Source organism: Cutibacterium sp. LaCa_89, assembly GCF_058177555.1.
In genome coordinates, this window is sequence record NZ_CP190889.1 from 811,837 (window position 1) to 833,502 (window position 21,666).

At 64.4% G+C, this 21,666-nt stretch carries 19 protein-coding genes and 2 pseudogenes; 10 read left to right on the top strand and 11 right to left on the bottom strand.

What is annotated here, in order from left to right; genetic code table 11:
* Window positions 1-43 precede the first annotated feature (43 nt).
* Window positions 44-1,210, bottom strand: coding sequence for a hypothetical protein (locus tag ACP8LP_RS03790; protein ID WP_016667299.1), 1,167 nt, complete (start codon window positions 1,208-1,210; stop codon window positions 44-46).
* A gap of 50 nt (window positions 1,211-1,260) precedes the next feature.
* Here ACP8LP_RS03790 and ACP8LP_RS03795 point away from each other — a divergent pair, with 50 nt between their 5' ends.
* Window positions 1,261-1,989, top strand: a complete 729-nt coding sequence (locus ACP8LP_RS03795) for an alpha/beta fold hydrolase (RefSeq protein WP_036975869.1) — start codon at window positions 1,261-1,263, stop codon at window positions 1,987-1,989.
* Window positions 1,990-2,109: 120 nt separating this feature from the next.
* Window positions 2,110-2,568, top strand: coding sequence for an Hsp20/alpha crystallin family protein (locus ACP8LP_RS03800; RefSeq protein ID WP_484483288.1), 459 nt, complete (start codon window positions 2,110-2,112; stop codon window positions 2,566-2,568).
* 73 nt (window positions 2,569-2,641) lie between these two features.
* On the opposite strand, the gene ACP8LP_RS03805 is transcribed toward ACP8LP_RS03800, so the two are convergent.
* A complete protein-coding gene (locus tag ACP8LP_RS03805) occupies window positions 2,642-4,012 on the bottom strand; it encodes a GntT/GntP/DsdX family permease (RefSeq protein ID WP_016667301.1) in 1,371 nt (456 codons plus the stop codon).
* Window positions 4,013-4,043: 31 nt separating this feature from the next.
* Window positions 4,044-4,568 (bottom strand): gluconokinase, encoded by a 525-nt coding sequence (locus ACP8LP_RS03810; protein WP_171023428.1) that lies wholly within the window; start codon window positions 4,566-4,568, stop codon window positions 4,044-4,046.
* A gap of 157 nt (window positions 4,569-4,725) precedes the next feature.
* On the opposite strand from ACP8LP_RS03810, the gene ACP8LP_RS03815 reads away from it, so the two are divergent.
* Window positions 4,726-5,415: a FadR/GntR family transcriptional regulator gene (locus ACP8LP_RS03815; RefSeq protein WP_036910308.1), complete on the top strand. Its 690-nt coding sequence runs from the start codon at window positions 4,726-4,728 to the stop codon at window positions 5,413-5,415.
* A gap of 218 nt (window positions 5,416-5,633) precedes the next feature.
* On the opposite strand, the gene ACP8LP_RS03820 is transcribed toward ACP8LP_RS03815, so the two are convergent.
* Window positions 5,634-5,933: a hypothetical protein gene (locus ACP8LP_RS03820; RefSeq protein WP_016667304.1), complete on the bottom strand. Its 300-nt coding sequence runs from the start codon at window positions 5,931-5,933 to the stop codon at window positions 5,634-5,636.
* Window positions 5,930-7,843: a recombinase family protein gene (locus ACP8LP_RS03825; RefSeq protein ID WP_334353389.1), complete on the bottom strand. Its 1,914-nt coding sequence runs from the start codon at window positions 7,841-7,843 to the stop codon at window positions 5,930-5,932. Before ACP8LP_RS03825 ends, ACP8LP_RS03820 begins: the two co-directional genes overlap by 4 nt.
* A gap of 278 nt (window positions 7,844-8,121) precedes the next feature.
* On the opposite strand from ACP8LP_RS03825, the gene cmtR reads away from it, so the two are divergent.
* From cmtR to ACP8LP_RS03840, 3 genes and pseudogenes are all read left to right on the top strand, one after another.
* Entirely contained in the window at window positions 8,122-8,481 is a 360-nt protein-coding gene (gene cmtR / locus ACP8LP_RS03830; protein ID WP_021108652.1) for a Cd(II)/Pb(II)-sensing metalloregulatory transcriptional regulator CmtR, read from the top strand.
* Window positions 8,478-9,080, top strand: coding sequence for a cadmium resistance transporter (locus ACP8LP_RS03835; RefSeq protein WP_016667307.1), 603 nt, complete (start codon window positions 8,478-8,480; stop codon window positions 9,078-9,080). The genes cmtR and ACP8LP_RS03835 overlap by 4 nt, the downstream gene beginning before the upstream one ends.
* A 151-nt stretch (window positions 9,081-9,231) precedes the next feature.
* Window positions 9,232-9,617, top strand: a pseudogene (locus ACP8LP_RS03840) (FadR/GntR family transcriptional regulator); the annotation flags it as partial.
* Between the two features lie 110 nt (window positions 9,618-9,727).
* Here ACP8LP_RS03840 and gcvP read toward each other — a convergent pair.
* The 3 genes from gcvP to gcvT are packed head-to-tail and all read right to left on the bottom strand — an operon-like array spanning window position 9,728 to window position 14,249.
* Window positions 9,728-12,718: an aminomethyl-transferring glycine dehydrogenase gene (gcvP, locus tag ACP8LP_RS03845; RefSeq protein WP_016667309.1), complete on the bottom strand. Its 2,991-nt coding sequence runs from the start codon at window positions 12,716-12,718 to the stop codon at window positions 9,728-9,730.
* Window positions 12,718-13,089, bottom strand: coding sequence for a glycine cleavage system protein GcvH (gcvH, locus tag ACP8LP_RS03850; RefSeq protein WP_016667310.1), 372 nt, complete (start codon window positions 13,087-13,089; stop codon window positions 12,718-12,720). Before gcvH ends, gcvP begins: the two co-directional genes overlap by 1 nt.
* A gap of 44 nt (window positions 13,090-13,133) precedes the next feature.
* Window positions 13,134-14,249, bottom strand: a complete 1,116-nt coding sequence (gcvT, locus tag ACP8LP_RS03855; protein WP_484483289.1) for a glycine cleavage system aminomethyltransferase GcvT — start codon at window positions 14,247-14,249, stop codon at window positions 13,134-13,136.
* Window positions 14,250-14,374: 125 nt separating this feature from the next.
* On the opposite strand from gcvT, the gene ACP8LP_RS03860 reads away from it, so the two are divergent.
* A complete protein-coding gene (locus ACP8LP_RS03860; RefSeq protein WP_016667312.1) occupies window positions 14,375-14,806 on the top strand; it encodes a DUF3040 domain-containing protein in 432 nt (143 codons plus the stop codon).
* 26 nt (window positions 14,807-14,832) lie between these two features.
* On the opposite strand, the pseudogene ACP8LP_RS03865 reads toward ACP8LP_RS03860, so the two are convergent.
* The 3 genes and pseudogenes from ACP8LP_RS03865 to ACP8LP_RS03875 form a co-directional block, all read right to left on the bottom strand.
* Window positions 14,833-17,053 (bottom strand): annotated as a pseudogene (locus ACP8LP_RS03865) (transglutaminase TgpA family protein).
* On the bottom strand, window positions 17,050-18,276 hold the full coding sequence (locus ACP8LP_RS03870) for a DUF58 domain-containing protein (RefSeq protein WP_016667314.1): 1,227 nt from the start codon (window positions 18,274-18,276) through the stop codon (window positions 17,050-17,052). The pseudogene ACP8LP_RS03865 and the gene ACP8LP_RS03870 overlap by 4 nt, the downstream one beginning before the upstream one ends.
* A complete protein-coding gene (locus ACP8LP_RS03875; protein ID WP_016667315.1) occupies window positions 18,273-19,316 on the bottom strand; it encodes an AAA family ATPase in 1,044 nt (347 codons plus the stop codon). Before ACP8LP_RS03875 ends, ACP8LP_RS03870 begins: the two co-directional genes overlap by 4 nt.
* A 279-nt stretch (window positions 19,317-19,595) precedes the next feature.
* Between ACP8LP_RS03875 and mraZ the strand changes: the two genes are divergently transcribed.
* From mraZ to ftsL, 3 genes are all read left to right on the top strand, one after another.
* Window positions 19,596-20,024: a division/cell wall cluster transcriptional repressor MraZ gene (mraZ, locus tag ACP8LP_RS03880; protein ID WP_015583001.1), complete on the top strand. Its 429-nt coding sequence runs from the start codon at window positions 19,596-19,598 to the stop codon at window positions 20,022-20,024.
* 142 nt (window positions 20,025-20,166) lie between these two features.
* The gene (rsmH, locus tag ACP8LP_RS03885) at window positions 20,167-21,180 is read left to right on the top strand and encodes a 16S rRNA (cytosine(1402)-N(4))-methyltransferase RsmH (RefSeq protein ID WP_036975872.1); all 1,014 of its coding nucleotides are present in this window, start codon (window positions 20,167-20,169) and stop codon (window positions 21,178-21,180) included.
* Window positions 21,181-21,287: 107 nt separating this feature from the next.
* Window positions 21,288-21,641 (top strand): cell division protein FtsL, encoded by a 354-nt coding sequence (ftsL, locus tag ACP8LP_RS03890; RefSeq protein ID WP_036976532.1) that lies wholly within the window; start codon window positions 21,288-21,290, stop codon window positions 21,639-21,641.
* Window positions 21,642-21,666: the final 25 nt, after the last annotated feature.

Sequence of the window (21,666 nt, forward strand, 5' to 3'; positions counted from 1 at the left end):
GTCGTCCTTCACGAGAGTCTGCCTCGGACTCGGTGTCGCGGGGCTAACGGGCAAGTTTACGCGCGGAGGCCCCATTGGTGGAACCACGCCCTCGCCGCGGACGACCCGCCGCACCGATGGCCTTGTTGGTGGGGCGAATGTCCTCTCCGGTGAGACGTTCGTGGGTGAGATAGGCCGCCAGAGCCCCGGTCAACAGTTGCGCCCAGGGTTCCGGGCCGCCATGGGAGGCGGGGGAGGCGGGCAGGGTTGGAACTGATCCGTGCAGATTCCATGCCATGGGGGGACGATCCCGCCACGCCGACCACACAGTGCCCATACCAGGGTCGGCGACCGGGTGGGTGTGGTCGTGGCGGATCCGGTGCGTCTGGGTGCCGTCCCACCAGGTCCATGTCTCGACGAGTCCCTCGGGCCGCCACTCCATCCTGTGATCCATGTTGTCGTGAGCGGGCCGCTCGTCATTGGTGGTGACGGTGACGGTGGGGGATGACCAGGGACGAGGTGCGCGACGCCACCAGGAACGGCGAGGGGGTGGGGGGATGGTGTCGATGATGGCGTCCGGGGTCGGTGTCGGGGCCGAATCGATCTTCACTCCGCGTCTGATCAGCCTCTGGTCGAGGAGGTCCAACAAGGGCTGAAGGTCGGTGGGACCCTGGGGGCCGACGAGATTCCAGCATCCGAAGACGCGCATGACGGCGAGCTGGGTCTCATCTGCGGACAGTTCGGCAAGAGGCGAGCACAGATCGACATGGATGGGCTCCGGGAGAGGGGTGGGTCTTGAGGTCACTGCGTCCTCGACTCCGTTGCGACGGCGAGCTTGCCAGACGTCATCGGCGTGGTCGAGGACCTCACGCCATTTGTTCGCCATGCACTCGCCGTAACGGTCCCGGACGGTGTGGATCTGCGCCCCCCGTTCCGTCGGCATCATCACCGTCTCATCTCCTGCCAGGACGTGGCGATCAGGTTCTTCGACCAGATCAATGCCGATCCCAGCCAGTTCTGCCTCCATCGCGCGTCCGGATTTTGCGAAGAGGTCCCGCCATGCGGAGGGCAACTCCAGGGTGGCGCCAATCTCGGGCGCCAATGGACGTTCGGCGTCAGCTCGCCACCGCGGTGAGGAGGTGACGACGGTGACGTCGTGTCCGACCCGGGCCAATCTCAAGGCGGCGGCCAGAGCCACGAGTCCGTCCCCGGGGATGTGAACCGTTCCCATGTGCTTGTGCCTCCTGTGGTTGTGGGGTCGAAATACCGGCCGCAGGTATCGTGCCAGAGGTGAACACGGATCTTCCTGTCGTCGCTGTCCATGGAATCACCAGTTCGCCAACCACCTGGGGCGGGTTGGTGCTGGCATTCAATGTCGAGAGAGTTCCCGTCCATCAGTTGTCTCTGCTGGGCCATGGGCCCATCGATACTCGTCGGGGAGTGGGGACTGACTATCCTCTCGAGACCTTCGCGACCGACATCATCGAGCAGATGGATGCCCGCAAGATCGAAAGGTGTGCCCTGGTTGGCCACTCCTTGGGGGCCTTGGTGGCGTCAATGGTTGCCCAACGTCAGCCTGAACGATTCGATCGCGTGCTGCTGGAGGACATGCCGGTGCTGCGACGGGTTCGACAGGATCCTCCGCCCATGAGGAGATACGCAGACGCTCTGATCATGGAGGTGGCGGCTCTGGCTGGACGCAAGAAGTTCGATCCCAAGATGGTGTGGAAGGTCAGCCGCGAATTACTCAAACCCAATCCGCAGTGGTGGAACGGATGTGCCCGAATGGCGATGCCGGTTCTCATCATCGGGGGAGGGAAGTCGTCATACCTGCGTCAGGACAGGCTGCGGGACGTGGCGAAGGCTCTACCGGATGCCAGTTTGACCACCATTGAGGGAGGCCACCGCACCCACATCACCAAGGGGGACGAGTTCTGCGACGTCGCAGTTCCCTTCCTCACTAACGGTCGACACATCAATCGAAGGCACAACGGAGTTCAGGACATGTGAGCCTTGAGCGAACTACACGCAACCCTCTTGTTGAGTCGGGGTGACTCATGGTTAAACTTGAGTCATCGCGACTCAGACTGAGTCGATGCAGGAAACTGCTGAATCCACAGGAGTGTTGACATGGCTCGTACCTTTGACCCGTTCCGTGAGATGGATCGTCTGCTCTCCGACGCCACCAGGACGCCGGCGGCCGTGGCGGTTCCCATGGATCTTTACCGAGACGGCGACAACTACATGGTGGCTGTGGACCTTCCGGGAGTGGACCCGGCGTCCATTGACATCGACGTCGACGATCGCACCTTGACCATCCGCGCCGAGCGCGCCGCCAAGGTGTCCCAGGAGGTGCAGTGGCTCTCCCGAGAGCGCGCCATGGGCACCTTCGCCCGCCAGCTCACCCTTGGGCATGGATTGGCCACGGATCAGATCACGGCCGAGTACACCGATGGTGTGCTGACCTTGACGATCCCGGTCGCCGAAGCTGCCAAGCCGCGCAAGGTGGAGGTCAAGCATGGATCGACCACCATCGACGCCGCGGTCGACCAGGCTCAGGTCGGCTCGGGTGATCATCAGGAGCAGTGAGTCCTCGAGGACTGACACGACGGCCGGTTCCCGCGTTGGGGACCGGCCGCCGTGTGTCATCGGGCAGGTGTGGTCAGATGATGACGGAGACCAGCAGTACGAGCAGCAGGCCACAGACCGACAGCACCGTCTCCATGAGGGACCAGCTCTTGATGTTCTCGCCCACGGAGATGCCGAAGTACTCCTTGATGAGCCAGAAGCCGGCGTCATTGACGTGGGAGAAGAAGACCGAACCACAGCCAATGGCGAGCACCAGCAGGGCGGCCTGGGTGGGCGGCAACGTGGCAGCCACGGGCTCCAGGATGCCCGCGGCGGTGACCGTCGCGACTGTTGCTGAACCGGTGGCCAACCGAATGACGACAGCCACCAACCAGGCCATCAGCAGCGGGGAGACGGAGGATCCGGTGATGCCATTGGCCAGTAGCTTGGCGATGCCGGTGTCGACGAGGATCTGCTTGAAACCGCCGCCGGCAGCGACGATGAGAAGGATGCCAGCGATCGGGGGGAGGGAGGCCCCGATGCAGTCGCTGATGGCCTCCTTGTCCATTCCCGAGGTCTTGCCCAGGGTGAAGATCGCCAGCAGGGTCGTCAGCAGCAGGGCGAACATCGGCTGGCCGAGGAAGTCCAGGACGTTACGGATGACGGTGCCCTTCGCGGCGAAGATGTCGGCGAGGGCCTTACCCATCATGAGAATGACGGGCAGCAGGACCGTCATGAGGGTGACCGAGAATTTCGGGTGACTGGGGGCGATGCCGGACCGCCCGTTTTCGTCAGAATTGAGGAAGAGGTCAGGGGCGTCGACGGGTACCCAGCGGGCAGCCAAGCGAGAGAAGAGCGGACCGGCGACGATGATCGTCGGGATCGCGATGAGGACGCCCAGACCCAGAGTCACTCCGAGGTCAGCCTTCAGCAGGCCGATGGCAGCCAACGGGCCAGGGTGCGGCGGAACCAGGGCGTGCATCGTCGACAGGCCGGCCAGGGCCGGGATGGCGACCCTCATGAGGGGCAACTTGGACCGGCGAGTCACCAGCAGGATGACGGGGACGAGCAGCACCAAGCCAATCTCGAAGAACATCGGCAGGCCAATGACGGCGCCGATGAGGGCCATCGCCCACGGCAGGGTGGCTGGGGATGCCTTGGACACCAGCGTGTCGACGATTTCGTCGGCGCCGCCGGAATCGGCGAGCAACTTGCCGATGATCGCGCCGAGGGCGATGAGGACGCCGACTGACGCCACCGTCGATCCCACACCCGTGGAGTAGGACTCCAGCATTTCCGTGAGGGAGAGCTGGGCGATGGCTCCGACAGTCAGCGCACCGATCGTCAGGGAGAGGAAGGGGTGGAGCTTGAACTTGGTGATGAGGGCGATGATGATGGCAAAGCCGATGATGGCTGCCGCGATCAACTGGCCGGTGCCGGCCGTTGTCTCGAGGATGACGGGCATTGACTCCTCCTTGAGTCCGGGGGTAGTGATGTCAGTCGAGGTTGGCCAGCCAGGCGGCTGCCTCGTTGGTGAGTTCTTCTCGGGAAGCGTCGAAATTGAGCGTGATGCCGGCCTCGTCGGCGGCGAGGGGTTCGAGGGTGGCGTACTGGGAGTCAACGAGGCTGGCTGGCATGAAGTGGCCGGCCCGAGCCTTCACCCGTTCAATGACGACCTCCCGATCGCCTGCCAAGTGGACGAATACGAGGTCGAGGCAGGCTTGCCTCAGCTGATCGCGGTAGATGCGCTTGAGAGCCGAGCACGCCACGACAGCGCCGTCACTACTGCGCTCTGCCAGCCAGGCGGCGATATTTGCCAACCAGGGGCGCCGATCGTCGTCGCTGAGGGGGTGTCCAGAAGCCATCTTGTCGATGTTGGCCTGGGGGTGGAGATCGTCGCCGTCCATGAATTCCACGTCCAGGCGTGTGGCGAGCATGGCTCCGATGTCCGTCTTGCCAGCTCCAGCCACACCCATGACAACGATTGGTGGCACGCGGTGGCGCGATTGGATGACGCTCATGAAGGTCCCCTCGGAAGTCTCGGTCATCGTTGACGGCATCGAGTGTACGCGTTGAGATCAGATCTGTACAGGGAATTAGGGTTTGAAATCACATCCCGAAAAGAGGGTCATGACGTCGTTGTGTGCCAGGTGTGCGCGGGTTGGTATCGCTAGGGTTGTGGCCATGTCAGATTCCTCTATGGCCATCACGGTCTCGAACGTCATCGGGGCTCGGATCGTCAGTGGCCACGCCGCTCCTGGAACAGCCATGAGGCTCGAGGAACTTGACGCAGAATTCGGAGTTTCCAGGTCTGTCACCCGAGAAGCGGTCAAGCTTCTCGAGGCCCTTCACATGGTGCGTGCCCGGCGACGGGTTGGCATTGTCGTCACGGATGAATCAGAGTGGGACGTCAGTTCCCCCGCCGTCATTGAGTGGTTCCTGGCTGGTCCCAGAAGGGACGAGGAGATCACCTGGATCAGTGAGCTGAGGTCGGCCGTCGAGCCGCTGGCGGCCGAGTTGGCCGCCAAGCGCGCCACCCGAGACGAATCGGCGACGATGTCTCTGGCCGTCACTGGGATGATCGCGGCCGCCGCTGATGGTGATCTTGACGAGTATCTGCACTGCGACATAGGTTTTCACACCGCCCTACTTCAGGCTTCTCACAATCCGCTCGTCGCTTCTCACGTCAAGATTGTCGCCGCCGTCCTGAAAGGACGTACTCACCTCATGCCCTTCGAGCCCAAGCAAGAGGCGATTGGATTCCATCGCAGCATTGCGGATGCGGTGGCCGCCCGTGATCCAGGGGCTGCTGCGGACGCCATGAGGGAGATCGTCACGGAGGCTCACCAGGCAATGAGTTCGCAGTGATCACTGCCTCTAAAAACCTCAAAGGATCCCAGGAAAGGCACAGCTCGAAGAAATCCCGCGTCGGCGGGGTGTAAATATCCTATGTGTGTAAATATCCTATGTGTGTAAACATCTTATTAGGGGAGGAAAACCGTTGTTACGCGGCACTGTCGATACCAATTGGTGAGCTTTCCCAAGGGGAATCGGGCCGTGTTGGGAGACATGCGTTATCGCTCCTTTCATGCCTCAGGAATTCCTCGCTTCATCGGTCGCGAGCCGCTTGGGCGCACGCTGGGGGTGTAGAGCACGGTGCGGCTCCGGTTCAAGGCGGCGTAGATCTTGGCGTCGTTGTCGGAGCGCGGCCCCCAGTAGGTCAGCAGGTCGTGAGCCTTCTCGTAGTGTGCGTAGCGGCGCGCGGAGAGTGTCTCTCCTACGCCGGCTGATCCGAAGCACAAACCGATGGTGTGCCCGCGGCGCACGGCGCCGGCGAACTCGGTGAAGCGGCGGTGCTCCTTGGTGACGATGAAGCGCTGGCTCACCTGAAGTCCTCCTTGTAGATCTTCAACGCCGACCTCGGCGCCGGAGTCGGTGCTTCGGTGATCCGTGGTGTCTCGGTAGGTGCGACCACAAGGGCGATGCGTTCGTTGATGCCGGCTCGCAGCGCGCGGCGGCGGCCGTTGCGCGCGGCCTGGATCTCCTTGAGGCTGACCTTCTGGTCGTGGTGTTCTTGGTTGACGGCCTTGCAGACGAATTCGGCGTGATCGAAGACGCGGATTTCGGTGATGTCGCGGGGGTCGTAGCGGATCACGACCGAGCGTCCGACGTAGCCGGCCAGAGTTGGCGAGACGTAGCGCAGGCCCTGGAAGCGGATGCCATCGCGGCGCACGACGCGGGTCTTGGCGACGGTCAACAGCAGTCTGTCGAGGTCTTCCAGGGTCTTGGGCATTCGGGGCAGCCAGCCATCGGCAATCCACGCGCTGCGCGGGGAGGTTCCGAGCTCGCTGTGCGTGCGGTCGTTGTAGGTGGCCACGAACGCGTCCAGGGCGCTATCGAGGGCGGCCAGGGACAGTTTCGGTGTCGGCCAGGGGTGCCCTTCGGTGATGTGTCCGGGCAGGGTGGCGAGTAGCTCGGTGTTGATGGTGCCGAAGAACCGCTCGATCTTGCCCCGTCCCTGGGGTCGGGCGACGGTGGAGTGGATCAGTCGGATGTGGAGGTCGATGGCGGTGTGGGCGAGCTGGTCACTGGTGAAGTCGCTGCCGTGGTCGACGTAGAGCACGTCGGGCAGGCCGCACATCGGCCAGGCCGGGTCGGTCTTGTGCCAGATCGCTTGGCGCAGCGCCAGGACGGTGTTCATCGCCGACGGTGCGCCCAGGAAGACTGTGTAGCCGCAGACCGCCCGGGAGCAGTCGTCGAGGATCGTTGTCAGCCATGGCCGTGCGGGCTTGCCGTCGGTGCCCACCACCAGGATGTCGAGCATGGTGTGATCGGATTGCCACATCGCGTTGGGCAGCTCTGCTTGCCGGCGGAGTACCAGCTCGTGCTTGTCGCGGTAGGACGCTGCGCCCTCCAGGGCGAGGGTGACCATGCCGGGATCCAGGGTCCGCACGATGTCCCACACCACGGAGTAGGAGGGGACCGGCCACCTCCGGGCGGCGCAGATGCCGGTGACTTTGCGGTGGATGGTGGCGATGGCCGGCCGCGGCTTGCTCAGTGCCAGGCCCTGGATCAGGTGGACGAGGTCGGGCGGAAGGCGGCGGGAGCCGGTGTCCGCTCGTGAGGCTGTCTCCAGTCCGGCGTAGCCGTCGGCGCGGTAGCGGGCGTGCCAGCGCTCCAGGGCCCGCAGCCCTACATCGGTCTCGCGAGCTAAGCGCGCGAGGGGCACCTGGTCCTCGACGTGGAGCCTGAGGATTCGCCACCGCGCTCGAGCGTCCACGACGCACCTACTGCAAGGCGTTCTCGCGCCCGCGCTCGGCGCGCTGAAGGGCGCGGTAGACCGTGGAGCGACCCACGCTGAACAGTCCAGCCAGCTCGCCCCCGGTGTGCTCGTCGGCAGCATGTAGCTGGAGGAGGTGAGCTTCTTGCCGGGGGTGAGTTTCGGTGACTTCCCGCGCAGCCGGCCCTTGGCCTTGGCGACCTTCATCCCCTCGCGGGTGCGGGCACGGATGAGGTCGGCTTCGAACTCGGCGACCATCGCCAGCACGTTGAACAACAGTTTCCCCATCGGGTCGGTTGGGTCGTACACCGATCCGGCGATGCTCAGCTTCACTTCCCGCGCCGCGAGGTCGTCGGCGATCTGGTGGGCACCACGGACTGAACGCGCCAGCCGATCGAGCTTGGTGACCACGAACGTATCGCCGTCCCGACAGGCAGCCAGCGCCTGCCGCAGGCCCTCACGGTCGGCGTTGCGGCCCGTGAGCCCGTGCGACGTAGATGCGCTTGGGATCGACACCGAACGCCGCGAGTCCGTTACGCTGCGCGGTCAGGTCCTACTCGTCGGTGGAGACTCGGGCATAGCCGACCTTCAAGGGGGACATGCTCCCCAGCGTGTCATATAGCCTCCCTTCACCGGACAGTTCACCGGACGGGTCTTACGGGACAGCCCGCCAGGCGTGCCGTCGTTTCTCTCGATAAGTAGCGGTGGTGTCCGGTGAGGGCTCCCCTTACGGGCATGCGATCTGGGCTGACGCCTGTGACCGAGTGTTCAGTGCGCGTTGTATAGTTCAGTCCATGCTGACTATTGCTTCGCGTCTCGACGTGATGAACCGCCTGGGTCGTGCACTGGCCGACCCCACTCGATCCCGGATCATCTTGACCCTGCTCGACCATCCCGCTTACCCGGCGGAACTGGCCCGAGATCTGGACCTGACACGCCCGAACGTGTCCAACCACCTGGCATGCCTGCGCGATTGCGGGATCGTCGTCTCCGAGCCCGAGGGTCGTCGGACACGATATGAGATCGCCGATTCGCACCTGGCGCAGGCGCTGACGGCACTGGTCGATGCCACCCTGGCAGTGGACGAAGACGCCCCGTGCATCGATCTCGCCTGCTCGCTTCCCGGATGCGACGCAGCTGGGGAGAGCGCATGATCCTCACCTCGGTCTTGCAGGCGATGGGCCTGTTCGCAGCGACCAACATCGACGACATCATCGTGCTCTCCCTCTTCTTCGCGCGAGGGGCAGGCCAGCGCGGCACTACCGCCCGCATTCTGGCCGGCCAGTATCTCGGATTCGCCGGCATCCTCGGTGCCGCGGTCCTGGTGACCATCGGTGCCGGAGCATTCCTGCCCTCGGCAGCCATCCCGTACTTCGGTCTCATCCCCCTGGGCCTCGGCCTCTGGGCCGCATGGCAGGCCTGGCACGGAGACGGTGACGACGATGACGACGAGGCCAAGGTTGCCGGCAAGAAGGTCGGCATGTGGACAGTCGCAGGCGTCACCCTTGCCAACGGCGGCGACAACATCGGCGTCTACACCCCTGTCTTCTTCAGCGTGGAACCTCTCGCAGTAGTCGCCTACTGCATCGTCTTCCTCGCGCTCGTCGCGGTCCTGGTGGCCCTGGCAAAGTTCGTCGCCACCCGCCCCCCGATCGCCGAAGTGCTCGAACGCTGGGAGCACATCCTTTTCCCCATCGTTCTCATCGGCCTCGGCATCGTGATCCTCGTCAGCGGCGGAGCCTTCGGACTCTGACGTAGCGGCAGCGATCCAAACGGCCCCGACCGGGCGCACCCCTCTCGGTTCAGACCGCGACACCTACCTGCAGCCAGTCCTGCGTGATCGCGGCAACAAGACCGCCACGGAGCGCTGCAAAAACCCCGCCACCAAGCGAACGAAGCCACATATTGCGCTGGAACCCACTGCGGCTCGACTCGCTGCCGAGCGTGCTGACGGGGCCGACCTCAAGTTGTTGCAGGACGCCGTGTCCGGCATGACAGAGGCCATTCGTAATGGTGATTCCAAGGGCCTCGCCCATCACGACCATGTTTTCCACCGTGGCCTTCTCGCGGCGACTCGCAATCCGTTGTATGTCGCTCACGTCCCGATGATGCTCAGGTACCTTGCTGAGCAGTACGAGGACCGAGAGCTGACCGAGGAGGATCGCGCCAACCTGGTCCAGCATCGTGACATTCTCGATGCCATCACGATGAGCGATCTCGCGCTGCCGAGCGTGCCACCCGCGCCCTCGTCCTGGGGAGTGGCAGGGTCATCTCGCAGGCAGCTTTCTGACCCACCCCGAGCCGCGAGGCTGCTCCGCACCCTGACGAGCAACTGGCCGGGGCCCGATCCACATGGATCGGGCCCCGGCCAGTTGTGATTCTGATCGGTCCTCCGACGAATCAGTCCTCAAATGCCTCGGGAGGCGGACAGGTGCACACCAGGTGGCGGTCTCCGTAGGTGTTGTCGACTCGGCCCACCGGAGGCCAGTACTTGGCCTGGATCCGGGTGAAGGCGCTGACGTCCAGCCCGCGTTCCTGATCGCGCTGCACGCCCAGACGCATGCCGGGATAGCAGCCCAACTCGCGAGAGTAAGGATGGTTCCACTCGACGGCCACTAGGCGGGCGGCCGGATGCGGAGCATTGACGAGCGGGTTGTCGTCGGCAGGCCAGTGACCTGATTGCACCATTCGAGCCTCCTCCACAATCGCTAGCATCGCGTCGCAGAAGCGGTCCAGCTCGGCGAGGTCCTCCGACTCGGTCGGCTCGACCATGAGGGTTCCGGCAACCGGGAAGCTCATCGTCGGGGCGTGGAAACCGTAGTCGATGAGACGCTTGGCGACGTCGTCAACGGTGATACCCGTCTCGGCCGTCAGCGGGCGCAGATCGAGGATGCACTCATGAGCCACGTAACCGTTCTGGCCGGTGTAGAGGACCGGGATCTTGTCCTGAACACGATGCGCGATGTAGTTGGCGTTGAGGACTGCCACCTCCGTCGCGAACTGCAGGCCCTCGAGACCCATGAGTCGCAGGTACGCCCAGGAGATGGGCAGAACTGACACCGATCCATAGGGGGCTGCGGACACCGCGTGACCGTCATGGGTCACCGACCCTCCGCCATTGAGTGGGTGCTCGTTGCGCGGGTTGAGCGGGTGACCTGGCAGGAACGGAGCCAGGTGTGCCTTGGCCGCCACCGGACCAACACCAGGACCGCCGCCACCATGGGGGATGGCGAAGGTCTTGTGCAGGTTGAGGTGACTCACGTCGCCGCCGATGCGGCCGAACTGTCCCCATCCGACCAGGGCGTTGAAGTTCGCCCCGTCGATGTAGACCTGTCCGCCGGCCTGGTGGACCATGTCACAGACCTGACGCACACCGTCCTCGTAGACGCCGTGGGTCGACGGGTAGGTGATCATGATCGCGGCGACGCGACCCTCGTTCTCGGCGATCTTGGCAGCCAGGTCGTCCCGGTCGATGGTGCCATCGTCATTGGACTTGACGACGACGACCTTGAGACCGGCCAGAGCCGCCGACGCAGCGTTGGTGCCGTGTGCCGAGGCCGGGACGAGGCACACATTGCGTTCGGTGTCCCCGCGGGACAGGTGATAGCCACGAATAGCTGCCAGACCGGTGTACTCACCCTGGGAACCCGCGTTGGGCTGCAGGGAGACGGTGTCGTAGCCGGTGAGTTCGGCGAGCCAGATCTCCAGGTCACGGATGAGTCGCAGGCTTCCGGCCTGGTCCTCCACCGGAGCGAACGGATGCATCTGGCCGAATGCCGGCCAGGTCATGGCATCCATCTCGGCTGCCGCGTTGAGCTTCATGGTGCACGAGCCGAGCGGAATCATGCCACGGTCCAGGCCGTAGTCACGATCTGCCAACCTCTTGAGGTAACGCATCATGGCGGTCTCGGTGTGGTAGCTCGAGAATACCGGGTGAGTCATGAAGTCGGTCGTGCGGCGCAGATCCTCCGGCCAGATGTCGTCCGTCGGTGACTCGAGGCTGTCGCTGTCGCCGCCCAACAGTTGGGCGAGCTCGCGCAGCTCGTCAGGAGTGACCGTCTCGTCCACGGCGATCTGGACGGTGTCTTCGTCGACGAAATCGAGGGTGTATCCGCCTTCACGTGCTCTGTTCCACAGCTTCTTGGCACCACCCTTGGCGGTGATGCGGATGGTGTCGAAGAACAGCTCGTCTGAGAGGTCGAGGCCCCCGGCACGCAGGGCCGAGGCGAGCTGCTGAGCGCGATCTCGTACCTGCGTGGCGATCCGGGTGAGTCCCTTCGGACCGTGCCAGATGGCGAAGGCGGCAGCGACGACGGCAAGGAGCACCTGGGCAGTACAGATGTTGCTGGTGGCCTTGTCGCGCCTGATGTGCTGCTCGCGAGTCTGGAGGGCCAGACGGTAGGCAGGATTGCCGTCGGCATCCGTGGAAACACCCACCAGACGTCCGGGGATCTGACGCTCCAGGCCAGTGCGCACCGACATGAATGCCGCGTGCGGTCCGCCATTGCCCATCGGAACTCCGAAGCGCTGCGAGGAACCAACGGCGACGTCTGCGCCGAGTTCTCCGGGAGGAGTCATGAGGGTCAGGGCCAGTACGTCGCACTCGGCGATGGCGATACCGCCAGCCTGATGGACGGCCTCGAAAACCTCGGAGGGGTTCCACAGTGCACCAGTGCTGTCCGGGTAGGGGGCCAGCACGCCGAAACAGCCAGCCTCGACCTCGGGTCGCCAGGATTCCGGGTTGCGCAGGTCCGTCTCGACGACCTCAATGCCCGCCGCCTCAGCATGTCCGAGGACGACGTCTCGAACCTGGTCGAAGACGTGGGTGTGGACGAGGAAACGGTTGGACTTCACCTTGCGGGACGCGCGGCGGGCCAACAGCATTCCCTCGGAGGCTGCAGTGGCCTCGTCGAGCAAAGAGGAGTTCGCCAGAGCCAGACCGGTGAGATCTGTGATGAGCTGCTGGTAGATCGTCAGGACCTCGAGACGACCCTGGGAGATTTCCGGCTGGTATGGGGTGTAGGCGGTGTACCAGGAGGGGTTCTCCAGGATGTTTCGACGGATGACCGGCGGGGTCAGGGTTCCGTAGTAGCCACGTCCGATGAGGGCGCGGGTGACACGGTTACCCTTTGCGATGTCAACGAGCTCGGCCCGGGCGGTTGCCTCATCGGCGGTGGGCGGCAGGCTCGGGGTGTGGACGGAGGAGCCATTCCTGTCGGAGTTGAGGACGGAAGCCGGGATGGCGTCGCGAACGATCTGTTCGCAGCTGGTCACACCGACCGTCTCGGCGATGTGACGCAGGTCGTCGACAACGGATCCGACGTGGCGGCTCGAGAAGGGACGCGGCCCCTCGAGGCCGCGTCGATCCCCAGCGTGGTCTGTCATCGTCATCACTTGGTGGTGAGCTTGAGGTAGGCGTCGCGGTCCATGAGGTCATCGGCGAGCTGTCCGTCGGAGACCTTGAACAGCCATCCTTGGCCGAAGGGGTCAGAGTTGACGAGTTCGGGCGACTCGGAAATGGCCTCGTTGACCTCGGAGACGGTACCGGACACCGGGCTGAAGAGGTCTGATACCGATTTGGTGGACTCGACCTCGCCGATGGCCGATCCGGCCTGGACCTCGTTGCCGGCCTCGGGAATGTCGACGAAGACGACGTCGCCCAAGGCCTCGGCGGCGTAGTCGGTGATGCCGACGGTTACGGTGTCGCCGTCAACGGCGACCCACTCGTGCTCGGCGGAGTACTTGAGATCGGACAGTTCCATGTCTGCTCCTAAAGGGTTGTCTGGGGGCGGGTTGGTGGACGGTGTCAGGAACGCTTGTAGAAGGGCAGCTCGACGACGGTGACGTCGAGGGCCTTGCCTCGCACGTCGACGCTGAGCGAAGTGCCAACCGCGGCGACACCGGGATCTACGAAAGCCATTGCGATCGGGTGGCCCAGGGTGGGGGAGAGGATGCCGGAGGTGATGGACCCGACCTCCTTGCCCTCATTCATGACGGCGTAGCCAGCGCGCGCCGCGCGCCGTCCCTCGCCAGCCAGACCGACGAGAACACGGTCATCAGTCGTCTCGCGGTTCTCGAGGGCAGAGCGACCGACGAAGTCACCCTCCTTCTTGAAGTTGACGACTCGCCCAAGGCCGGCCTGGGAGGGATGGATGTCGGTTCCCAGCTCATGCCCGTAGAGGGGCATGCCGGCTTCCAGACGCAGGGTGTCGCGACAGGCGAGCCCACACGGGGTGAGGTCATCGCCGCCGGCCTCCATGAGAAGATTCCAGAGGTGTTCGGCGGCCTCGGCCGGTACATAGAGCTCGTAACCGTCCTCACCGGTGTATCCAGTACGGGCGACGAGCGTGGGGGAGCCGTCGAGCTGTCCGGTCAGGCAGCGGTAGTACTTGACGTCGCGGACCTCGTCGGAATCGAGGGTGGTGGCGGCCTTCGCCAGGGCCGCCAGCACGATCTCGACGGCCTTGGGTCCCTGCACTGCGACGAGGGCCGTCTGAGCTGACTCGTCGGAGACGGTGACGTCGAAGCTGGCACACCTCTTGGAGAACTCGGTCAGATCGGTTTCGGTGTTGGCAGCGTTGGCAACGACGAGATAATCACCGTCAGGCAGGTGGTAGGTCACGAGATCATCGACGACGCCCCCGTCCTCGGCGAGCATGAGGGAGTATTTCGCGCGGCCCTCCGCGACGGCTGAGAGTTTGCCTGCCAGGGCGTAGTCGAGAGCTGCCCCGGTATCGGGCCCGGAGACCCTGATCTCGCCCATGTGAGACAGGTCGAAGATGCCGGCATTCTTGCGGACGGCGTGGTGTTCAGCCAGGTCTGAGGAGTACCGCACGGGCATGTCCCAGCCCGCGAAATCGGTGAAGGATGCTCCGAGACTCTCGTATACGGCCGCCAGTGGTGTACGTCGAAGCGTGGTCATGCTTGGAAGTATGGCATGACGCGGGACCGCGTGCTTGCCCGCAGCCAGAACTGAGGAAGTAGACTTGGTGACGTACGACGGAGTTCACCCCGCAAGCTCCGTGGCAGGTCAGGTAGGAGTTCGAGATGCCCTTGTCAGCAGAGGAGCAGCGGCGCCTTGCCGAGCTCGAGGAATATCTGTCCACCGACGATCCTGACTTTGCCCGATCGTTCTCGCGGAAGGCCTCGGCGACCCGTCGTCCCCATCCCGCCGGGGATGCCCTGGAGCAGCGGCGGAGACGGCATCGTCAAGCCCGTCGCCGTCAGATCCTCCTTGGCTCAGGCATGATGGTGCTGGGTCTGGCAGGGGTCGTCGGCGGGGTCGTGATGAGCAGTGGCCTCCTCGCCGTCGTCGGTTTCGTGATCATGGCCGTTGCGGTCGGAATGCTGCTGTCCACGGGCCAAGGCACGATGCCGGGCAGCAATGGAATTCGGCCGCGTGGTGGGGGCCGTGAGAGCAATCCGGACTCCTTCACCGCTCGGATGGAGGAGAGGTGGCGTCGACGTCAGTCGCGATGAGACACGGTCGTCAGCCGTGGTGATTCTCACCTCATGAAGAGGGATGTCGGCATCCAGACAGCCAACCAGTGTGGTTTGGGGGTGTGCATCTTTCCGAGCCAGTCCTTGGCCGTCATGAGGTCGGAAGCCATCGAGTCGTAACGACCTTCCCTGCCCGACCAGCGGTCCCTTTCCTCGGCCAAGGCCAGCCGATTCACCGCCTGCGCAGTGGACTCGTCCATGTCCTGGGTCAAGGCGGTCGCCTGGTGACGAGGCGTGCCATCGGGCCAGGGCAATCCATGGTCAATCCACAGTCCGCGTAGCTCCTGCCAGGTGTCGGCTGCCGACCCGCTCAAGATTCTGGCGCCGCGAGATGAGGATGCGGGTGAGCATCGGCACGACGAGCAGGAGCAGGACGATCAGCGCTCCGAGGAGGAGCGGCCAGTTAACGCCGCCGTGTTCAGTGCTGTTGACGGGAATCGGGCTGCTCGACGCTGTCGGGGTGCCGGACGCCGTGGGAGGCGGCGTCGATGACGTCGATGCGGATGACTGGGCCGAGGGAATCGGGCTGGCCGACGGGGTCGGAGTGGGAGACTGTGTGGCTGCGGCCTTACGGGTCCAGGCCGGTGCCAGGGCCACCGCGGCAGTCGGCTCGAACCTCACCCATCCGTAGTCCTGGAAGTACAGTTCCGGCCACGCGTGCATCTGGTTGGCACGCACCTTCCAGCTGTCGCCCTTGTGACTCCCGGGGAGGAATCCGATGGAAACCCGTGATGGAATCCCCTCGATGCGGGCCATGAGAGCCATCGACGCGGCGAAGTGAATGCAGTATCCCCGGTGGGTCCGCAGCAAGAAGGTCTCGAGCACCTGGAAGCCATTACCCTCGGGGGCGTTGATGTCGTAATGGAACCGGGAGTCGTCACGTAACCAGTTCTGGACGGCGATGGCCTTGGCCACCGGGGCGGTCTTCCCCCTGACGATTCGGTGTGTCAGCTCCTTGATGTCAGTAGGCGCTGCGTCCGGGACATCGGTGTAGACCGTGCCGTCAGGAATGCCGGCCTTCGCCTCGTCGAAGGTCGCTGGATCAGGGTCCGGCTCCTGGGCGGAGATGCTGTACTGCATGTCGTCAGTCGCGTGGTCGCGATCGGCAGAGGTCGAGACGATCGTCAGACTGTCGGGGTCCCAGGCCCAGGTCTGGTCGACGTCAGCATCGATCGGACCGTAAGGAGCCGGAAGGTACTGCGATGAGAAGCCGTTGACGGTGACGTCGACGGTGCGGGTCTGCGAATGACCGGTCAGTCCCGGAACCTTTCCGGGAGCAGAGTGCTCCAGGTTGACCGGGACGAGTCCCCACCCTCGATCCGTCATCTTGGGCAGAGAGGTCATGCGCAGGTACTCGCCGTCACGACTGTTGGTGATGTAGTCGATCACCGACGCCGTTGACTTGTTGTGGAGGTTTCGGCGCAGATCGATGGTGGGATCACTCATGTGCACCGGGGCCGAGGAGGCTCCTGACGGGCGAGCCAGGTCGACGTGGCCCCACACCGGGGCGATGGTCGCGAGAACCGTCGCGAGGGCGATGGTGATGGCTCCGACGATGACCGCTGACGGTCCGGTCAGTCGGCCGCCGTCGCGCAGTGCGTGATCGACGGCGAGGATGAGGAGCCAGCTGGCTGCGACCAAGGTGAAACTCCACCACGGGGCATCGCTGGTGGCTGTCAGGACAGCGGGGAGGTGTGTTGCCAACAGCGGGGCGAGGGACCAGCCCGGGCTCTCCAAGGTGATGGTGAGCAGATCCGTCACGACGGTGAGGACGCCGACCACTGTCGTCACCAACCAGATGACGCCGATCGACGGGGGCAGCGGGCCGTCGGTTGTCTGGATGAGGGTGATGGTGTCTCGGTAGAGATGCAGGAAGTTGAACGGGAAACTGCCTGACGAACCGGCAGTGGATGCGCAGATTCCTCCCATCACGGCGGCGATGACGAGGACGAGGACGGCTTGTACGCCTTGCACCTCGGCGTGGTCCCAACGATGACGTCGGCACAGCAGGGCTACGGCTTCGATGACGACGATGATGGCCGTCGGTCCGACCCAGTACCAGGGGTCGGCGGTGAGATCCGACAGCGACAGGGTTGCCAGAATCATGGCTAGCGCGACCGCAAGATGGATCGCCACCCCGTGGGAGTACTCGGGTGGCTGCTCGACCGGTCCGAGGAATTCCGAGAGCCGGGATTCAGGCTGGGCAGCGCGACGTGGATTGCTCATGAGATAGCCGTCCTCCCGTCGTGGAGCAGCTGGCGCCATGCTGTCTCGACGGAGGTGCGGGAATTGACGGGGACAACCGTCCACCCGGCGTCGGACAGCTCGGTCAGGGCTCGTTCGTGTTCCGCGGCCTGCTCGACGGTTCCTCGGAACCGCCGGGCCGTGAAGGTGTCGGCGTCGAGGACAAGAGCGAGTCCAGCAACGCGGTCTCGTCTCAGGTCCACGAGATCTGCGACGTCAGCCGATTCCAGCCTGCCGAGGATCGCGATGGCTGGGCCGTCAATTCCGCGGCAGGATTCGACCGCCTCATCAAGAGTGATGTCAGGACGTAGCGGTTCGTCGACGAGTGCCTCGAGGAGATCACCGGTGAGAGGACCGGACGAATCGCAGACGTGAGTGACGTATCCGTCCGTCTTGAGCCGAGCGGCTATGGACGCCACTGAGTTGACGGCCCACTCGAAGGAGGCGTTGGGGCCGGCGCCGGCGTGGTGATGAGCACGGGAGTCCAGCACGACCACCACCGACGGATTCCAGGCCTGTTCCTCACGACGAACCATGAGGTCGCCGCGGTGTGCCGTGGATCGCCAGTGGATACGTCGCACCGAGTCCCCGGTGTGCCAATCGCGCACCATGGCGTCGTCGGGACCACGCCTACCGGCATTGACGGCGGAGGATCTGGCGGCGAAGCCCTGGCTACCGAGCTCTCCAGAAGTGCCCAGATCGACGATTCTCGGTGTCACGACGACTTCCGCTGTCTCCCCGAGGTCGGAGTGGCGACAGGCCATGCCGAAGGGGTCGACGGTACGCATCATGACGGGCCCGATGGTGAATCGGCCACGAGTGGTGGGCACGACGGGCGTCTGAATCATTCCGGCTGACCACCGAGCCTGGCCCAGGGCAGCGGGCAGAGTGTCAGTGAATCGTGCCGCTCCCAGCGGCAATCCTCCACGACGCTCCACCGTCACCGTCTCGACGGCCTCGGACCCCAACGGTATCTGCACCGGAGCCAGACTCCGCGCGGTTCGGACCCGTGGACAAAACCATGCCACGACAGCAATGGCGACCAAGAGCAGCAGGATGAGGAGTATGCCGATCCGGGCCAGGTCCCGTTGATCAATACTCAAGCCGATGACCGCCAGGACGATGCCGACGATTCCGACGGCACGACCCCGTGCGGTGAGAATCCCCCAGCGGCGAGGGGAGTTCGACGTCGACGGGAAATTCATCGGTCCTGATGGGTTCGCTCGGGCAACGGCACCTGACGCATGATTGAGTTGACGAGGGACTCGGCTGCCCGAGCAGTGTCGTGGCTCGCAACCCCGCTGCGTCCTGAGAGCACCAGACGGTGAGCCAGGACCAGGGCGGCGAGGGCCTGGACGTCGTCAGGAATGACGTAGTCACGACCATTCATGGCAGCGCGAGCGCGACAGGCCCGAACCAGGTGGAGGGCCGCGCGTGGAGACGCCCCCAACCGAATGGACTCGTGACTGCGGGTCGCAGCGACAATGTCCAGGACGTACTCATGGATGTCGGTTGCCACGTGGACTCCGAGAACAGCCGAGATGAGACCCCGAACCGTCACGGCGTCGGTGACCGGGGTGACCTCGTCGAGAGGTGAGGCTGCACCGTGGTGTTCGAGCATGGCGAGCTCGGCGGGGCGAGTCGGGTAGCCCATGGTGATGCGGGCCATGAAGCGGTCTCGCTGAGCCTCCGGCAGGCGGTAGGTGCCCTCCATCTCGAGGGGGTTCTGGGTGGCCACCACCATGAAGGGGGCGTCAAGGACGTGAGTCTGACCATCCGCCGAGACCTGACGCTCGGCCATCGCCTCGAGGAGAGCGGACTGGGTCTTGGGGGAGGCCCGGTTGATCTCGTCACCGACGACGATGTTGGCGAAGATTCCGCCGGGTTTGAAGACGAACTCCCTCTTCTCCTGGTCATAGATGCTGACGCCGGTGATGTCGGAGGGCAGCAGGTCCGGAGTGAACTGGATGCGGTGCACGGTGCAGTCAATGGCGCGGCCGAGCGCACGGGCAAGCATCGTCTTGCCGACGCCGGGTACGTCCTCCACCAGGAGATGGCCTTGGGCGAGCAGCACCACGAGGGCGGTGTCGATGCGTCCGTCCTTGCCCTCGATGACCCCGGCCACAGCCGAGCGGATGGCATTCGTGACGGCCACCACGTCGTCAATCGTCGCTGTTGGGGCTGCGACGTCGCCGAGGGGTTGGGCATGGGCCGGATGGACCGGCTGCGGTTCTTCGTGGCTCAACGGAATCCTCCTTGCGTGCACGGCAGTGACCGGAGCCCATGCTATCCGGGCCTTCTGACGGTGATGCCCCTCTCGCTGTCGCGGTCCTCTGAACAGGGGCGAACGACCTTCTCGGACTCACATTGACATTTCTGACACCCACTTCACCGCGTCATCACGCGGTGGGAGTGGTGGGAAGTGGAGGTCGAGGAGTCGGGATGGTGACTTTGTGGAGCATTGTGGAGTATGGTGGAGGCAAGTGGAGGAGATCGCCCCGATCGTGGAGCAAGGAGGTGCCCGGTGTTCCTGGGTACGCACACTCCAAAGCTCGACGAAAAAGGCCGCTTCTTCCTACCGGCGAAGTTCCGCGACGAGTTGGACGACGGGTTGGTCATCACCAGAGGCCAGGACAGGTGTCTGGCGATCTACCCGACCGAAACCTTCGTGGAGACGACCCGGGAGATCGCCAAGGGTTCGGTGAGTGTCAAGAAGGTTCGTGACTACCAGCGCATGTTGGCAGCCGGTGCCAGCGACACCACTCCGGACAAGCAAGGGCGGGTCATGATTCCGTCGATGCTGAGGCGCTATGCCGGTCTCGACAAGGAGATCGTCGTGGTGGGTGCGATCACCCGTGTCGAGGTGTGGGACGCCACCGAGTGGGAGAAGTACTCCGAAGCCCAGGAGGAGATCTTCGCCGACATGAACGAGGAGGTCTTCGCCGAACAGTGATCGCGTGATCCGCGGCTCCGGTCCGACCGGGCCCCCTGACACAACTTCCCCTGTGCCAGGTGGTTCAGCCGGAACGGAACCCCGGACCACGGGTCGTCGACACCGGTCGAAGACGTTGCTGGCAGACCATGCCGGGGAGGGGATGCTCATGGCGACCGATGCCATTGCCGGCGATGCCGTTCACATCCCTGTCATGCGCACCCGCATTCTCGACCTTCTCTCCCCAGCCCTCGAGGGCGAGAACCCCGTTCACCTTGATGGCACCCTTGGTATGGGGGGTCACGCCGAAGCTGTTCTGAAACAGTTTCCTCACGTGCGGCTCGTCGGTATCGACCGGGATAAGCAGGCCCTGGCCATGGCGGGTGCGCGACTCGAGCCGTTCGGGGATCGCGTCCATCTCGTCCATGCCGTCCATGACGAGCTCCCCGAAGTCCTCGATGACCTTGGGTTGGGGCACGTGGATTCGGTGCTGCTCGATCTGGGGCTGTCCTCCCTACAGATCGACGAGGTGGGCCGCGGGTTCTCATACTCCGTCGACTCCCGGCTGGACATGCGCATGGACCAGTCCGGTGGACGTACTGCCGCCGAGATCGTCAACGCGGCCGCCCCAGGCGACCTGGCGCGGATCCTGCGCGAGTACGGCGAGGAGAAGTTCGCCGATCGCATCGTGCGGGCCATCGTCGCAGAGCGGGATCGTCAACCCATTGAGACCTCCGGACGCCTCGTCGACATCATCACCGAGGCGATCCCCGCCGCTGTTCGGCACAAGCGTTCGGGGCATCCCGCCAAGCGCACCTTTCAGGCACTGCGTATTGCCGTCAACCGCGAGATGGAGACCCTTCCAGCGGTACTTCCCCGAGCACTCGACCGGCTCGCCGTCGGCGGCCGGATGGCAGTTCTCGCTTACCACTCACTGGAGGATCGGCCAGTCAAGGAAGTCTTCCGGGACGCTTGCGCCGACACCGCGCCAGCGGGTCTGCCGATGGTCCCGGAGTCAATGGCAGCCAAGTTCAGCCCTGTCACTCGAGGAGCTGAACGTCCTGACGCCGACGAGGTGTCCACGAATCCACGATCCGCGTCAGCACGGTTGCGGGTCATTGAGCGGGTCCGTCCTGGATCCGTTAGTTCTCAGCATGCGACGAAGGAGAGCCGATGAGCGCCGAACCAGCACCGCGTCCCCACCCGGCCAAGGTTGCCGCAGCGCGTACCGCCCCGTTACGTCCGGTGCTGCGAGCCCTGCCACGGCGGGTTCAGCAGCAGAGGATGGGACGGCTCGGCTTCGCCATCCTCATCGTCGTCATGCTGGCTGCCGGGTTGGCCGGTCTCCTGGTGCTCAACACCACAATCCAGGCACAGTCCATGCAGATTGCCCAGGAGACGCGCAATCTCAACGTCCTGCAGCACCAGCAGGCCGTGCTCGGGGCTGAGGTCGACCACTTGCGAGGACCGCAGAACCTGCAGGAAGAGGCCAAGAAGCTCGGCATGAGGCCGAATCCCTACGGCTCTTACATCGACCTGCGCACTGGCAAGGTGATGGGAACCCAGACGAGGGTTGACGGCAAGGAAGCACCAGGACTCATCGGTGAAACGGCCAAGCCAGAGCTGGGTCAGCCGTGAGCGATTCCCGGCGTTCCACGGATCC